The sequence below is a fragment of the Lysinibacillus pakistanensis genome, assembly GCF_030123245.1.
Classification (GTDB): domain Bacteria; phylum Bacillota; class Bacilli; order Bacillales_A; family Planococcaceae; genus Lysinibacillus; species Lysinibacillus pakistanensis.
Window position 1 is genome coordinate 2,465,730 of the sequence record NZ_CP126101.1, and the last position, 15,707, is coordinate 2,481,436.

General features: G+C 35.0%; 16 protein-coding genes and 2 pseudogenes. 12 read left to right on the top strand and 6 right to left on the bottom strand.

The window, feature by feature from the left end; genetic code table 11:
* Positions 1 to 352: 352 nt before the first annotated feature.
* On the top strand, positions 353 to 400 hold the full coding sequence (locus tag QNH24_RS26290) for an excalibur calcium-binding domain-containing protein (protein ID WP_353051154.1): 48 nt from the start codon (positions 353 to 355) through the stop codon (positions 398 to 400).
* Positions 401 to 776: 376 nt separating this feature from the next.
* On the top strand, positions 777 to 2,051 hold the full coding sequence (locus QNH24_RS12025) for an oligosaccharide repeat unit polymerase (RefSeq protein ID WP_283872466.1): 1,275 nt from the start codon (positions 777 to 779) through the stop codon (positions 2,049 to 2,051).
* A 47-nt stretch (positions 2,052 to 2,098) separates the two neighbouring features.
* Here QNH24_RS12025 and QNH24_RS12030 read toward each other — a convergent pair whose 3' ends face one another.
* Positions 2,099 to 2,749: a FusB/FusC family EF-G-binding protein gene (locus QNH24_RS12030; protein WP_283872467.1), complete on the bottom strand. Its 651-nt coding sequence runs from the start codon at positions 2,747 to 2,749 to the stop codon at positions 2,099 to 2,101.
* 222 nt (positions 2,750 to 2,971) lie between these two features.
* On the bottom strand, positions 2,972 to 3,307 hold the full coding sequence (locus QNH24_RS12035; RefSeq protein ID WP_283872469.1) for a tyrosine-type recombinase/integrase: 336 nt from the start codon (positions 3,305 to 3,307) through the stop codon (positions 2,972 to 2,974).
* Positions 3,308 to 3,327: 20 nt separating this feature from the next.
* On the opposite strand from QNH24_RS12035, the gene QNH24_RS12040 reads away from it, so the two are divergent.
* Entirely contained in the window at positions 3,328 to 3,675 is a 348-nt protein-coding gene (locus QNH24_RS12040; RefSeq protein WP_283872470.1) for an ASCH domain-containing protein, read from the top strand.
* Between the two features lie 138 nt (positions 3,676 to 3,813).
* Here the strand turns inward: QNH24_RS12040 and QNH24_RS12045 are convergent.
* A pseudogene (locus QNH24_RS12045) lies at positions 3,814 to 4,056 on the bottom strand (ATPase); the annotation flags it as partial.
* Between the two features lie 3 nt (positions 4,057 to 4,059).
* On the opposite strand from QNH24_RS12045, the gene QNH24_RS12050 reads away from it, so the two are divergent.
* The 4 genes from QNH24_RS12050 to QNH24_RS12065 all read left to right on the top strand — a co-directional run bounded on the left by QNH24_RS12050 (position 4,060) and on the right by QNH24_RS12065 (position 6,318).
* Entirely contained in the window at positions 4,060 to 4,488 is a 429-nt protein-coding gene (locus QNH24_RS12050) for a hypothetical protein (RefSeq protein ID WP_283872472.1), read from the top strand.
* A 301-nt stretch (positions 4,489 to 4,789) separates the two neighbouring features.
* On the top strand, positions 4,790 to 5,134 hold the full coding sequence (locus QNH24_RS12055; RefSeq protein ID WP_283872473.1) for a hypothetical protein: 345 nt from the start codon (positions 4,790 to 4,792) through the stop codon (positions 5,132 to 5,134).
* A 109-nt stretch (positions 5,135 to 5,243) separates the two neighbouring features.
* Positions 5,244 to 5,645 (top strand): YhfM domain-containing protein, encoded by a 402-nt coding sequence (locus QNH24_RS12060; RefSeq protein WP_283872474.1) that lies wholly within the window; start codon positions 5,244 to 5,246, stop codon positions 5,643 to 5,645.
* Between the two features lie 160 nt (positions 5,646 to 5,805).
* Positions 5,806 to 6,318 carry a hypothetical protein gene (locus tag QNH24_RS12065; RefSeq protein ID WP_283872475.1) on the top strand — a complete coding sequence of 171 codons (513 nt, stop codon included), beginning with the start codon at positions 5,806 to 5,808 and terminating at the stop codon, positions 6,316 to 6,318.
* Between the two features lie 509 nt (positions 6,319 to 6,827).
* Here the strand turns inward: QNH24_RS12065 and QNH24_RS12070 are convergent.
* On the bottom strand, positions 6,828 to 7,592 hold the full coding sequence (locus QNH24_RS12070) for a YheC/YheD family protein (protein WP_283872477.1): 765 nt from the start codon (positions 7,590 to 7,592) through the stop codon (positions 6,828 to 6,830).
* 237 nt (positions 7,593 to 7,829) lie between these two features.
* Between QNH24_RS12070 and aepX the strand changes: the two genes are divergently transcribed.
* The 3 genes from aepX (at position 7,830) to QNH24_RS12085 (ending at position 11,081) form a co-directional block, all read left to right on the top strand.
* Positions 7,830 to 8,732 (top strand): phosphoenolpyruvate mutase, encoded by a 903-nt coding sequence (aepX, locus tag QNH24_RS12075; RefSeq protein ID WP_283872479.1) that lies wholly within the window; start codon positions 7,830 to 7,832, stop codon positions 8,730 to 8,732.
* Positions 8,733 to 8,736: 4 nt separating this feature from the next.
* On the top strand, positions 8,737 to 9,864 hold the full coding sequence (aepY, locus tag QNH24_RS12080) for a phosphonopyruvate decarboxylase (protein WP_283872481.1): 1,128 nt from the start codon (positions 8,737 to 8,739) through the stop codon (positions 9,862 to 9,864).
* Positions 9,865 to 9,983: 119 nt separating this feature from the next.
* The gene (locus QNH24_RS12085; protein ID WP_283872482.1) at positions 9,984 to 11,081 is read left to right on the top strand and encodes a 2-aminoethylphosphonate aminotransferase; all 1,098 of its coding nucleotides are present in this window, start codon (positions 9,984 to 9,986) and stop codon (positions 11,079 to 11,081) included.
* Between the two features lie 1,027 nt (positions 11,082 to 12,108).
* Here the strand turns inward: QNH24_RS12085 and QNH24_RS12090 are convergent.
* Both QNH24_RS12090 and QNH24_RS12095 read right to left on the bottom strand, forming a co-directional pair.
* On the bottom strand, positions 12,109 to 12,372 hold the full coding sequence (locus tag QNH24_RS12090; protein WP_054771487.1) for a hypothetical protein: 264 nt from the start codon (positions 12,370 to 12,372) through the stop codon (positions 12,109 to 12,111).
* A gap of 204 nt (positions 12,373 to 12,576) precedes the next feature.
* Positions 12,577 to 12,966, bottom strand: a complete 390-nt coding sequence (locus tag QNH24_RS12095; RefSeq protein WP_283872483.1) for a spore coat protein — start codon at positions 12,964 to 12,966, stop codon at positions 12,577 to 12,579.
* A 1,003-nt stretch (positions 12,967 to 13,969) separates the two neighbouring features.
* Here QNH24_RS12095 and QNH24_RS12100 point away from each other — a divergent pair.
* Both QNH24_RS12100 and QNH24_RS12105 read left to right on the top strand, forming a co-directional pair.
* A pseudogene (locus QNH24_RS12100) lies at positions 13,970 to 15,129 on the top strand (IS110 family RNA-guided transposase).
* A gap of 104 nt (positions 15,130 to 15,233) precedes the next feature.
* Complete coding sequence (locus QNH24_RS12105) at positions 15,234 to 15,473, top strand: type 1 glutamine amidotransferase family protein (RefSeq protein WP_283872484.1); 240 nt, start codon at positions 15,234 to 15,236, stop codon at positions 15,471 to 15,473.
* The last annotated feature ends 234 nt before the right edge of the window (positions 15,474 to 15,707 follow it).

Below are 15,707 nucleotides of genomic sequence, written 5' to 3' on the forward strand. Positions count from 1 at the left end.
TCAGGTGCAACTTTTCCCTTCTGCACAAAGGGTTAAGGTGCACCAATCCTCAACTATACACAAAAGCCCAAGCACTCAATAATATTGAGACTGGGCTATTTATTTGTTATAGAATAGTTTTTTTAGTTTACTTCTTGAGTTTTCTCCATTATTTTCTCTATAAAAATACCTTTTTTATTTTGAGAAAATTGATACATTTATACCAATTTAATGCTAATTATGTATAATGATTTTGAAGAAGGTAAAATATTACTAACACATTTGACCCTTATTCTAGTAATTGCATTTGCTTTAACAAAAAACTAAGGGAAACAATGTGTTACAAAATTAAGAGGTGTACCAATGATCCCTAATGACAAGAATGGATCGTGACGGAGATGGTTGGGCTTGTGAAAGATAGTTAAATGTTGTTGTATAGTTCGGTACCCCAGAAGTACCCCAAAATGGCATACGTGAATATACAAAAATACTAAAATTAGAAAATATGATATAATATGAATGCTTGATAATATCGTAGTCTATTTATAGAAAAGCAACCATTACGAAGTGGTTTGAACTCTGGGAAAAAAATACTCCTCCAAAATGGTTGTCATAACAATATGAAAAGCCATTCACGCTAGGCCGTGAATGGCTTTTTCTCAGACTATACTGTGTGAATTTTAAAATAATGGTTTTAATATACAAAAATAGTAGGGTAGCTTTACTATTTTTGTTTTACATAAATAGTATTAATTAGTTTGATTTTAGGAGGGAATGCATCCTCGGATGTGAAAAGCATGAAACAATTTTTTAGAAAATTAAATAAAATCGATACATTTTCACCGTATTTCTTTTTACCCTTTATTTTAGTACTCTATTTTTTCACAAGTATGTTTGATTGGCATAAGTTTGAACAATTTAATATATCTGTATCGATTTGGCCACCAGTTATTTTAGCGGTGATTTGCTATTACATAGGTGTTTACGTTATTGACAAACTCCAATGGACTATTCCTTCATTTGGTCTGTCATTTTTAAGCAAATATGTGATTCATTTTATTGTGTTTCTTACTATTCTTGGTTTAGGTGCTTATATATTAATGACTTTTGAAGGCGGATTTGGGATTTCAGATGAGTCTAATCGACGGAATTTAAATCCAAAGCTGAACTTCTTTAGTCAATTACTATGGTTTGGCGTTTTATTGCTATTGTCGTACAAAATGATATTAGAAAAGCATATGAACTGGAAAAAGGCATGTATATATGGTGCTATTTTTGCGGCTGCTATGTTCTTGTTTTTATTAATGGCTTACCGAACACCATTGATTATTATGTTGTTTACTGGCATCATTATTTTCCACTACGTAGTGAAACGAGTGAAGCTAACATGGTTTTTAACAACGTTGTTCGTTGTTGGTTTTGCATTCTCCATGTTTAGTTTTTTACGGGTAATAATGGAGGATCAATCATTAGCATTCAATAATCGAGATCAGCCAGATATAGCGTTGTTGGAGGAAGAAGCAAGGGAAAAGCTATTAACGGCTGAACAAAAGGTGAACTTAACCCCACAATGGATACGTGCCATTAATGCAGAAAGTGTAACAAGTCATATTGTGCTAAGTACAATTATTGAATATACACAACAGGAAGGCTATTTACACGGTCAAATCCATAAAGGAATTTTTAGTACAGTATTACCCGGTGAGCAAATTTCACCTCGAATGAAGGTATCAGAGGTTGTCAATTCGATTAGTGTAGAGAAGGGAATAATTATCACACGTGAAAACCGCACGACTACGCCGACCTTTATTGGTCAATTGTTTTTAGATGGTGGTTATTTATTAGTAGCGATTGGTTTCTTCCTTTACGGTGCCTTAATCTCACTTATTTATAATAAGGTGAAGCAAGAGGGTATTCGTAGCTTCCATTCAGTTGCTTATGCGTTTATCATTACGCTCTTCACAGTTTCGATGCATACAGGATTACTTGATTTAATCTTAGTTTTGATGCTAGGCTTTGTTATCATCGCATCGTCCGTTATCAAAGTGGATAAACAGACTGTCCGTTATTAAAAGCAAAAAGACTATCCCAACTGGAGATAGTCTTTTTACATTTCATTTTATTGCGTGATGCGCTCAAAAAATGCCTGTGTCTTTTCTATATCTGTTACATGCTGATTACAGGCTTGGCTATCTGCGCAAATATAATTACTATGATTGGTGAATGTCCCGACGATATTCCCTTTGACAGTTGTTGTCAATAGACCCACATCAGAATGCCGATTGCAAAGGGCACATATACCTCGAATGGTTGTGTTGGAGAATGTCCCTTTAATTGCTTTTAGTTGTTCCCCTTGCTCGATTACGATGTATTTTCGATGTGTGCCAGGGTCATCCCAAGCTAAATAACTAATGTGCTGAAAATCCATCTCTTCAAGCTTTGGTAGCTTTAATTTTTTCTCTTTTTTAAATAGGTTTTTCAGTGTGCTTGCTGTAACAGCTTTAAAGGGAATAACATAGGGTATTAATTGTGATAAATACTCTTCGCCCTGTGCACGGTCCGTCACAGAAAAGACCTTTTCTATTAGCTGTGTTTGTGCCTCAGTTAGCGATAATTTTGCCGTAATTTCGCTATCGACAATACCACGTACGGCAAGGATGACATTTTTATCTTTTGTTGTAGCTAGTGCTTGCAATAATTTATTTATTTGTTGTACAAGTAAATGGTAGTTAGCGACCGTTAAAAACGGCTGTATCGTTTGATTTTTCATATGAAATCACTCCTGTGTATTAGGCTTTTGAAAAAATGATGGCCTAAAGAGATCATTCAAATCATTTATTTTATTTAGACCTCTTTGACCTGTAATAGGGATGGTCTAGAGCATGCATTACAATAGAATGCTTTCATTTTGATACCTCCTTTAATAGAAACGTTGGTATATATGAGGTTTTGAGGTAGGTTAAATTAAACGAGCGACAAAGAAGCGACCATTCTACATTAATTTGTTAAATATCTTCAAATCCTTAATTTTATCTTCTTCATCAGTTAAGTGACCATAAGTACCTATAGATATATTAACATGAGCATGACCTAATTGCTCTTGTATTGTTTTAAAATTTACTCCATTAACAATTGCATAAGAAGCGAAGGTATGTCTAAGGCCGTGTAAATTTGTATATTTCAATTTATTCATTTTAACAAATTTTGACCATGCTCTTGTTAATGAATTGGGTAATATGGGATAACTGAAATTGTTAGTATATAACAATTCCGTTTCAGAACCATCAGGACTATAAGCTGGGCCATTCATTTCTTCTTTGTTTAGCAAGTTTTTGTAATCTATGATAAATGGCGTACTCGGTCGATGAAATGACGTTTGCGGGAAAACACCGAGGTCCAATTACAATACATGCTGGTAAGACGATTGATAAAGATGCATTCAATTCGCTAGCTATATACAGTGCTTTAATGAAAATAGGCATCAAATCGCCTATTGATTTACCGAAAGGCGCAGTTATCGCTACAGCTAACTTAACGGAATGCCACAAGATCACATCCGATTATTACGGTATGTATGAGCAGGAAAACACCAGTACTGATAAAGGTCACTTAATCCAAGGTGATGAATGGTGGTTCGGTAATTATGAAGAAGGTCGCTACGCATGGCAGTTAAACGATGTACCCGGTACCAGCTAAAGGACAATTGAGCTTGTGGAATTGGGATGAAGAGAGCAAGTGAAAGAGAATGTGTAGGAAGGAAATTGATAAAATACGAAAAGCCTTATAACTGAGTATAAGGCTTCCAAGATGAACAGTTAAAATCTGTATATAAAATTAAAGAATCGGAGTTAATTCTGAGTTCACAAATCTTTGGGCATCGATGATTACACCTGAAGCTGTTCGCCCGTAAACGCTGTATAATCCGCCTGTTTGATTAGGAACAATTTCAACTTCATACTGAGCTGCACTTACACTTGGAGTTACAAAAGTAGAAGCATTGGCATTAGCAGCAAAAGGAGTTGTTGATAATAATTGTCTTGAGCCGTTGAGTCTGAAAACCCTTACTACTCCTGTTAATAAATGAATTGGCTGATTACATTTGACCGTAATTTAGAAAATCAAGTGGATACGTTAGGTGAGTTTGAATCATGGGAAACTGCAGAGAAGTTTTTGGACGAGCTTAGTTATGAAGAACTTGACGAGCTTTACAACGAGTGGTGCAATGAAAATGGTTATCTGGAAGATGAAAGAATGTCATCAGATGAATGTGAAATTGTTATTTACGAAAAAATCGAATTTGTTCCAGATGTTGATGTCGATACGATATTAGATCATATACGAGATCAAGCTAGTGATTTTGGTGGGGAATATTCAGAAGGTTATTTAGAAAGAGTATCTGAAGCGCAGTTACAAGAATTGAATTATTTATTGAGTGATGCGTTTACGAGGTGGCAAACAAACATAAGCATGAACCTTGCTTTTATCAATATGGAAAAGAAAAAATTATGATTGTTAGAAAAAAATGTGGTGTTAAAGAAGGGAGAATACACATGGAGAAATGGTAATTAGATGCTCTTAACTTTGAAGTAAAAGCGATTGAAACGTTTTTGGGTATCACGTTTGAAGGTGAAACAGTTGAACAAAAACAAGAGTTTTTAGCAGCCCATAAAGATAAGCGCACAGAGGTTACAAGCGAGTTTACGTACAGCGTATGAAGAAAAAAATCTAAATCAGGTGGCGAAAAATATGACAAAAGCACTTAAAAATCATTTCGAAGAACAATGGAATAGCAACCGATTCCAATTTTTATATGGAAGCTAATGCAGGAGTCAATCGTGATTATGAAAGTTTAAAAGCTTTCTGTGACCAATTAAAAGAAAAGCAAGTTGGAGAATTCATTCAATTCAAGGAAAGGAAAACGAAAAACTTCGAGATTGTAGTAAAAAATGAACGTTTTATTATTGCTGCATCAAAAAGACGTAATGATTATACAATCGTTGACACTGATTACGGAGTGTGTGGTCCATCAAACAGAACTTTTGGGATAAGTGTTAAAAGTGAAGAATCGTTAAAAGAAACACTGGAAGATTTAACTAATGGTGAAATGTATTTATCCTATCGCAATAGTGCACCAATTGACGCAGTGTTGGTCTAAGAATTATTCGAAACAAAATGTGCAGTAAATGAAAGTTTCAGCAGTTTGTAACTTTTTACTAGATTCTAAGTCTAATCTATAAAGCAAATAGGGAGAGGCCTGGGATTTAATGAAAAAAATGTTTATAATATTCGTTTTGTTGTTTCTTGTCGGTTGTAATAATGAAGAGATGAAAACTTTTGAGTTTGCAGGTGAAATTCAAAAAATAATTGTGATTGGACAAGGAACAAATGCTAAGTTAGATAAACAAGAAGTTGAAAATGCCACTCAAATAAAACTTTTTGAAGATGCAATGCAAGATGCCAATATATTATCACAACCTCATACAGATGAAGGTCCTTTATATAAGCTTGAAGTGATGTACAGTGATAACTCGAAAGAAATCATTGATATATGGTATTACGCAAGTGCAAATACAGGAAGATTTTATATGAATGATATGTATTCTTTGAATGAAGAAGCCATTCCAGCATTAATTGAATTTTTTGAGTCTTATAAAGAAGTAAAATGATTTACTGCACAATATGAAGAAAATGTTCAGCAAACAAATACTTTATTAGTTATAACAAAAGGTAGAATTTGTAGATGTAATTTTCAGTGAAATCACTAGTGCTATGTCTATTTCATTATTTTTAATAACAATATTATGAAAAAAAGGGGGAGATAATCTAATGAGATTTAGTTTTCAAAGAGGGTTAAACGGAGAAACAGATGTCACTAGAGAGATAGACTATCAAGGAATAACTGGAGTAACTGGTTCGACAAATCACCAAGGGCTAGCAGAAGAGATAGATTCACCTGGCTTACAAATAATAGCGGGGAAAATTAGGGCAACAGGAGCGACAGGAGCAACTGGTCTCCAAGGAGTAACGGGAACAACGGGAGCAATTGGACTACGAGGAGTAACTGGACCAAGTGGTTCAGGGTTAATGGAGGTTTTTCTTTCTACAGATCAATCAGTAGGAAACAATGACTTTCTTGGAACAGGTACTTCTTCAGCTTCTTTTGTAAGATGTTCTATAGTTATTCCTGAGAACGCTACGATAAAAAGTATAACTTTAAATATACGTGACCACAGTCTAAGTGCTGGACAAACAGCTTCTGCCCAAATATTTACAAGTACAAACTGTGGATTTACTGCTCCGATAGCTACTGGAATTAAGAAAGATCACTCAACTCAGTGAAACGGAACATTTTCTCTATTTTTCAAAATAATTGAGTTCTGTCCTTGCCTCTTTTCTTTGCGAATTTGTAAATTATCTGTTGAGGACAAGGTGCATAGAGAGTGTCCAGTGTGTTTCTACAATAGTCTTCCACAATAGATTGGTAGTAGACCTAATTTAGAAAATTGGCTGGAATGGTAGAGAGGGGAATAGTAGATATGGGACAACAAAAACAAATGACTATGGATGAATTTGATGTGTCACCCGACTATCTAATGTTCGAAAGAAGTGTTTAATTTAATAAACTATAAGACCACTCCGTATGGGTGGTCTTATAGTTTGTTTCAATAGAAAAAATAGGCGACTTTGGGCGACCAAAAAGCGACCGAACGATTAAATAAATACAGATTTCTTTGGATTTAAGTGTAGCGCATTGGAAAGTCAATGGACAAGAATGGGCTACAGCACACACTTTTGGATATAGAAAGACTTGTTTAGATTCAGAATTAAAATTTAACTACATTTCAAACTTAGCCTTCATTTTGCATTTTCCTAATCTCAACAATTTTCTTCCAGATCGCCTTATCAATTTTGGCAAAACTACTTATGCTTGGCGTTGTATTTACTTCAAATAATAGAGGTTTTCCTTTATGATCTATTCCAAAATCAATGCCATATTCTCTACAAGGAAAGTGGGATGCTATTACTTCCGATGCTAAAATTGAATCTTTTTTTAGAGAATCTATTGTTTTATCCTTCTTTGTATTATCCATCATCATATAAACTGATAATAATTCATCAATCGATATTATTTGAGAACCCCGATTTGAATTGACAATCCCATGATCCTCAGTTGCAATCCTTCCGTAAATTCCACCAATTATCCATTTTCCCTTTAGATTTTGAACATGAACACGAATGGATATTGAATCGCCATTAGGGGTTAGACTCATGACCCCTTCCTGTATAATATAATTTCCACTTAATCTACCGTGTTTCTCATATGGATGTAAAACTTGATGGAAATCCTCAATTGCTGCCACACACTTATTTATTTCTTTACCCTGCATGGTAAATCCGTTAAAACAATAGCGTCCATCTTTTCTTTTGTAGACTTTATAAATTGCTCTTCCTTGTCCAGTGCTATCATGTTTCACATAAACATACTCATACCTATTTAATAAATAGATTAGGTTTTCTAGACTGTAAAGTGTTGATTCTGGAATGCAGTTAGTTGTTAAAGGATTTTGTTTTAAAAGTAAGAATTGTTCCCATTTTCCAAGTCCATTTTTCAATAATCGCACCTCATTTAGTAATTTTTATTCCTTTGTAATAATAGTGTAGTCCTCTCCATTTATGGAGGTTACTGTATTGTATGTAAATAGATTTACCTTGCATGGGTGGGACTTGGTAACGCGATTAATCTCTCCCATTTTTTAAATTTTAAAATCATTAGTTTCTAATGTATCTGCCCTACCAATCTTTACTTTTAGTCATATAATGTGACATGTCAAGTAAGGAGAGGGAAGATATTGAAAAAAACGACGAAATTAAAAAAAATACTATATTCAGACAAACTTGAATTTTTAATGGAAGCCCATAACGGTCTTTCCGCAAAAATTGTAGAAGAAGTCGGTTTTAAAGGGATTTGGGGGAGTGGTCTATCGATATCAGGATCATTGGGTGTAAGAGATAATAATGAAGCATCATGGACGCAGGTATTAGATATACTTGAATTTATGAGTGATACGACAACAATTCCCATCCTCTTAGATGGGGATACGGGATATGGAAATTTTAATAATGCTCGGAGGTTAGTTAGAAAACTAGAACAATTGGATATTGCTGGAGTCTGTATCGAGGATAAAATTTTTCCTAAAACGAACTCATTTATTAATGGAGAAAAACAGCCTCTCGCATCAATTGAAGAATTTTGCGGGAAAATAAAAGCAATGAAAGATACTCAAGGGGATGAAGACTTTATGGTTGTAGCTAGAGTCGAGGCTTTTATTGCAGGCTTGGGATTAGATGAAGCCCTTAAACGTGCGGAAGCCTACAGAAAGGCTGGTGCAGATGCCATTCTAGTGCATAGTAAAAAGTCGGATTTTAAAGAAATTGAAGCATTTATGAAGGAATGGAGTGGAAGGCATCCAGTGGTTATTGTGCCTACAAAATATTATACAACCCCAACCGATGAATTCAGAAAAGTCGGAATAAGTACGGCGATCTGGGCTAACCATAACCTAAGAGCTTCAATCACTGCTATGCAGAACATCTCAAAACAAATCCTTAAAGATGAAAGTCTTATTCAAGTAGAGAAATCGATCGTAAGTGTGCAAGAGATTTTTAGACTTCAAAATGCTGAGGAACTTCAAAAAGCAGAGAAGAAATATTTGCCATCAACTAATAACCAATCACAACCCGAAACGGAGTGATGATATGTTAAATACAATAGAATTTGGAAATGAGCTTAAAAGACTTGGTTTTGACTTTTACAGTGGGGTCCCATGTTCATTTTTAAAGAATCTTATTAACTATTCCATAAATGAGTGTGAATATATTGCTGCAGCTAACGAAGGTGATGCTGTAGCCATTGCTTCAGGAGCATACCTTGGGGGAAGGAAATCAGTTGTTTTAATGCAAAACTCTGGTCTAACCAATTGTATTTCTCCTTTGACTTCCTTAAACCACCCCTTTCAAATACCTATACTTGGGTTTGTTAGTCTACGTGGAGAACCCGGGTTGAATGATGAACCCCAGCATGAATTAATGGGACAAATTACGACACAAATATTAGATCTCATGCAAATAAAATGGCAATTCTTATCTCCTGATGATAGTGAGGCAAAGAGACAGCTTGAAGAAGCTAACAAGTGGATTGAAGCAAATCAACCATTCTTTTTTGTAGTGAGAAAAGAAACATTTAAAAGTGAGAAATTAAAGATAGAGCAACGTCTTAATCATAAAAATATGAAAAAAATTGAAAAAACTGACTTAGATGAACAGCCAAGTCGTTTTGACACGTTAAAAGTAATAAACGGACTCAAAGATATGAAAACAGTATTAATGGCCACAACTGGTAAAACAGGAAGGGAACTATATGAGGTCGAGGATTCTGATAATAATCTATATATGGTTGGCTCCATGGGTTGTGTCGGTTCTTTAGGCTTAGGCTTGGCCTATACGCGAAAAGATATAGATGTAGTTGTTATTGATGGAGATGGTTCCCTCCTTATGCGAATGGGGAGCTTATCTACAAATGGTTACTATCAACCTGAAAATATGCTCCACATTCTTCTAGATAATCAAGTTCACGATTCAACTGGAGGGCAAAATACCGTTTCTCACAATGTTAATATTGTGAATATTGCTGCAGCTTGCGGTTATGAAAAGTCATACTATATCCATAATTTACATGAACTTGAAATGTGTATTCAAGAATGGAAAATGGCAAAAGGGCTGACTTTTATTTATTTGAAAATCTCAAAGGGATCAAAACAAAATCTAGGACGCCCAAAAGTTACTCCAAATGAAGTTAAAACTCGTCTACAGAGATTTATTAAATAATTGTTCTGAAAAGGAATATTAGCAGGTTGATCTTGCCTATAGGTACCCTCTTTACTTAGGTGGAGGGAGATAATTCGAACCGCGTATAAAAGTGTAATAAAATTAAAGGGAGGAGTACCATGAAGAAAATTAAAAGAAATATATTACTGAATCCCGGACCTGCTACTACAACAGATACGGTTAAATACGCACAAGTGGTACCAGATATTTGCCCTCGTGAAGATGACTTCAGCCAAATATTGCAATTTGTTACCTCTGAAATTACTTGTTTAGTTTCAGAAGATAATCAATATACTACCGTTTTATTTGGTGGTTCAGGTACTGCTGCTGTGGAGGCAATCTTGAGTTCTGTAATGACTGATGGGGTTTTAGTAATCATTAATAACGGAGCCTATGGAAAAAGAATGTGTGAAATTGCAGAAGCTTATCAGCTGGATTGGATTGAGTTTGTAAGTCCACCCGATCGACCGATTAAATTAGATCAGTTACAATCATTTATTCAAAGAATTCCACGAAAAGTTTCTTTTCTAGCTGTCGTGCATAATGAGACAACAACGGGGTTATTAAACGATATAGAATCGATTGGCTCCATTTGTGAAGAAAATGAGATTAATATGATGGTAGATGCAATGAGTTCGTTTGCGGCTATTCCAATTAATATGAGTAAAATGAATATAAGTTATTTGGCAGCAAGTTCCAATAAAAACCTTCAAGGAATGGCAGGAGTCTCTTTTGTTATAGCTAAAAAAAGCGAACTAGAAAAAGGAAAAACAAAAAAGCAGACAAATTATTACTTGAATCTTTATTCTCAATATTACCATTTCATCGAGACAGGTCAGATGCGTTTTACTCCGCCTGTTCAAACTATCTATGCGCTAAAACAGGCAATTGTAGAATTAAAAGCAGAAGGTATGAAAGAAAGATATGAACGATATTCTAAATGTTGGGAAACCTTAATAGAAGGCCTCTCTAGACTTGGTTTAAGATATCTCGTCCCTGTCGAGCACCATTCAAAAATTATTACAGCAATAGTAGAGCCCGAAAGTGAAAAGTATAATTTTAAAGAAATGCATGATTATTTATATGCTAACGGAATAACGATATATCCCGGAAAACTTAATCAATTAAATTCTTTTAGGGTATCCAACATTGGTGATCTTAGCAAAGATGATATCGAGCTCTTTTTAACTTTATTAGAAAAATATCTTCAAACCTGAATTATTCACGGAACAGTGTAAAACCTGCAACTTATGTAGGTGATATTAATTACTTTTAATGCTTTTCCTTGTTCAACTCCCTTGAAAGGACTTAATCATCTTTCATTTTCTGTAGTGAAGTGCTGTTTATTGCTCTTAATGGGGCTAAAGGGTGCGTTAGTTCTATAAGAAGTAAACAACTTCATTATTCATTTTTTAAGGAATTAATAATTAGATGGTTGTAATTTGAAACAACTTTAAAGAGTCTTGCTACGTATAGAATGTAGTAAGGCTTTTGAGGTTTTGAGGTAGTAGCAGATTTTTTAGAATCAAATGGTTTACTCGTTGAATTGGGGGGTGAATGAGATTGAGTATAAATGAGCTAATTAAATTACTGTAAGATGTAGAACTATCAAAAAAGGATTTTTATATAAACATTCAACATGATAAAGAAATAGAGCTTGTGATGATAGATTAATTTTCTGTTTGTATTCAATCTTAGAAACATATTGTTCAGTAAGTACAGAGTATAAATAAAAAAACCGACCAAATAGTCGGTAATATTACTTTATCAATATTGGTTAATAAAGAATAAAAACCAAACTGTGTGATTTTGTTCATCAGAAGTATTTGAACTAAATTGATTACTAATATAAGGAATATTATATTCTCTAGCAACACAATGATAAAATTCAACGGCTTCTTGTTCATCTTTAAATGCAGGTAGGATACCACTCTTAAAATTCTGTGGTAAGTTTCGTTTATTTGTGGAGATGGTTGTTAACCAGTAAGGTAAGTATAAATAAAACCTTGGTAATGTCTCATTTCATCTTTTTGTATTTCTAGTATATGATTTTAAACCTCTTCATTTGGAGCAAGTTGTGCCAAATGTTCAAAATTGAATAGCATTATATTCTCCGTTAATGGCTTTATTAAGGTCGAGTTAATCTATTGTTTAAAGTTGGTTGTACATTGTATTGCAAAGGTTGCCCTCCTTTTTGCTTATGTTTCAATATCATTTTTAAAAGTAGCTTAGAGGAGAATTTAGTTATCTCATCAATTTTTTTACTTGTTTTAATTCGTTTATTAAATAATCTATCTGCTTTTGAAGATCATCTACTTCTTTAGATTGGTCATTATTTTGGACTTGAGGATTCTGGTTATTTGATTTTTCTAAAGCATTTAATGCTAAACCAGCTGCAACAGCAGATAGACCGTCGCCCAATGTTGAGATTGAAGCCCCAATATAGGCAAGTTTTGCTATCTGAATGTCTGTTGCTTCAGAAGGTTGTTGTGGATTATTTTTAGTCATTTAAATCAATATCCCCTTTACTTTCATAGTGATGAATTACCTCAAACGTATTTTATGTATTGAAGGAGAGAAAGGTGACGAAATAAATTTATTGCAAAATATTACTGCACAATATGAGTAAAATGTTCAGCAAGGAATGAGGAATCTTGCTGAACATTACTTTAAATATGATGATAATAATTTTACTGAAGGTTGGATTTTTTATTAATTAATGAAATCTTGAGGAACACATTCACGAACACCAGAATTTCTCAATGAGTTAAATAAAGCTGCACTGATTCTTAAAATAACAAAGTTATCAGTGCCATTTTCTAATTCATAGATGACAAAGTATGAATTATCGACTGTAAAAATACATTTTCGTTCTAATTCAAATCCAGGTGGTACAGGAGGAAGATTAAAACGTGGTACAACTATAGGTGTATCTCCTTCATCTCTGATAAAATTGAAAGTTTGTTGGTCAATCTCATAGATATTCACTGGATCAATCTCCACACCTTTTTCTGGAATTGTAATTTCATCTTCAACTAATAGGAAAAAGCGTTCGTTTCGAAAATTGAAAAGACCTCTCGCCCCAATTTCAAATGATGCCATTTTATATTCACCTCCTATTCTATATAATATTTTATTCATATCAAATACAGTTGTTTGGACAATAAGGAAGGTGTATGAAGATATAGTAAATATTATTTTTTCACTACTTATAATTAGCCATGTTGTTTCTAGACCGAAGTCAATCCTATAGGGTACTTTTGAGTAAAGAAACTATAAAAGGGTCACTTGTGATGGAGTGACCCTCAGTAACGAAATTCGGGAGGTGTAAGGCTAAATCAACTTACATTACTATTAATATGACGTGATATTATTTGGGGCGGAAGCAGGATATACATTTAATGAGGGGCCAGGAGTCGTGAAAATAACTTTCTGCCCTAAAGTAGGTGGTGTAACTGGAGTTACACTGACAAACCTTATGGAACTGTTAAAAGATCCATATGCCAAAGACTCCTCTGATGGATCAGAAAGTTGTAAACAGGTTGTGTCAATAGCCCTGAACGGTCTAACTTCAGTACAATTGAATTTTCCATTACTACACTGTTGACAACCACAACCTAATCGATGACATCCATTATTATTAAAATTCATATTAACACCTCCTTTATTTAATATTTTATTCAAACTTGTAATCAAATGGATGTGTCACCCAACTATCTAAAGCTTGATAGAAGTGTTTAATTCAATAAGCAATAAATAGACCACTCCGTGATGGGTGGTCTTATGTGTGTTTGTAATTATTGGCGTTGCAAAGTACACAAGAAAGGGATAGCCTTCCACATAGTTAATAGACCTGGAAGTTTAGATAATTGGCTTGAATGATAGACAGAAGAATAGAAATGAATAAAAAAATTCTTTAATTAAAGGCGGTAATCCTTAAAGTTCCCAGCTATCTTAATAACTTGAGAATATATTATTACTAGAAAATTAAAAGGAGCATTCCTGTTAGAAGGATTTTCAGGGGCTTGAAATCAGAAAAGCCCTCTTGTATGATGCATGAGTGTCAACAGCCATTGACCCACTATCACACAGGAGGACTCCTTTTATGAATTCTAATAGGAACCAAAAGATTAATCAAGTCTCTGAAAAAACACTCGTCATCGGTATCGATATTGCCAAGCATACACATTATGCATGCGCGGTTGATGAAAGAGGACGCGTGCTCCATAAATCGTTCCCTTTCTCGCAAACAAGAGAAGGTTTCGATGCTTTTTATGAAAGATTACTGGCTTTACGTGCTACCCATGAAAAAAGTGAAATTCTTGTCGGTTTCGAGCCCACAGGTCACTACTGGATGAATCTCGCTGCCTATCTGCAAGCACACGGAATTCCATTTATCATGGTGAATCCTCATCATGTCAATCGTTCCAAAGAGCTAGATGACAATCTTCAAACAAGAATGACCAAAAGGATGCGCTCGTCATTGCACGTTTAATGCGAGATGGACGGTTTAGTTACCCACGTATTCTAGAAGGCGTGGAAGCTGAATTGCGTAATGGTACAACCTTGCGTGCCAAAATCCAAGAAGATGTAAATGCCTTACAAAATCGAATGATCCGTTGGTTAGATCGCTTTTTTCCTGAGTTTACACAGGTATTTAAAAACTTCGGGAAAATGGCGTATGCGGCGCTTGAAAAGACACCACTGCCGATGGACATTCAAGGGAAAACGCCAGAAGAATTATTACTTTTATACCGCCAAGTAGATGGGATGAAAAGTCCACAGCTACCAAAGGCAAAACAATTAGTCGAGGTGGCACAAAGCTCGATTGGACTGACAGAAGGCTTAGTGATGGCACGCATTGAAATCGCTACACTACTTTCCCAGTATCAATTGATGCAAGCTCAGCTTGATGAATTAACAGCCCAGCTGATAGAACTGGCAAAACAAATGACGGATTATGCGTATTTAGCATCAGTACCTGGAATCGGAGACGTAACAATTGTCGAGCTGCTTTCCGAAGTTGGTTCTCTTACACAATATGAGCATCCACGCCAATTAATCAAACTAGCGGGACTCACATTACGTGAAAACTCTTCTGGACAGCATAAAGGAAAAAAACGGATTTCTAAGCGTGGTAGAAGATCGATTGTCGTGCTCTGTGGAAAGTTACTGAAGATTTTACACACCTTGTGCAAGAAGAAAGTACATTTTGATGTGAGCCAAATGATGAAAGACCTTTATTGTCTCGGAGAGGCAGCCTAAGCAATCAGAACTCGACCTCTAACAGAAGGATGACACGGAGAAGCCGGCATTATTTTCACCATAAGACTACGAGTCCCTTAAGGAGCATCGCCAGCCTCTGCCTTATGAATAGACCGAACGAAGGAATGTATGCGCTAGACGCCAAGAGACATGGGAGGGTACGTCGTCATCCTGACATTCAAGTAGTTTCTGAAGGTAAAGTTATACAAGATAGTAATCTCATTACTTCTGGTGGTGTCTCTTCAGGCATTAATATGGGGTTATATCTTGTGGAGAAAACAATTGGAAAAACAGCATCTGAAAGAACAGCTACAACTATTGAATTCGAATACAAATCACATTAATTGTTGAAATAACGGGTGCTTCGTATTATAAGGGACTGTCCCAAAAGAGGGTTTTTAACCAAAAATAAATAAAAAGCGAAAGGAAGAAACGTTGTTAAATCAACGTTTCTTCCTTTTCAATTTCATGTGATTTTACTACAAAAGAGACTTATGGGACAGCCCCTTATTTGTATAGGAATTAAGGGTAGTTCGGGTGCATGGGACAATGATCCTGTCACTGGAAATTCATTCCGT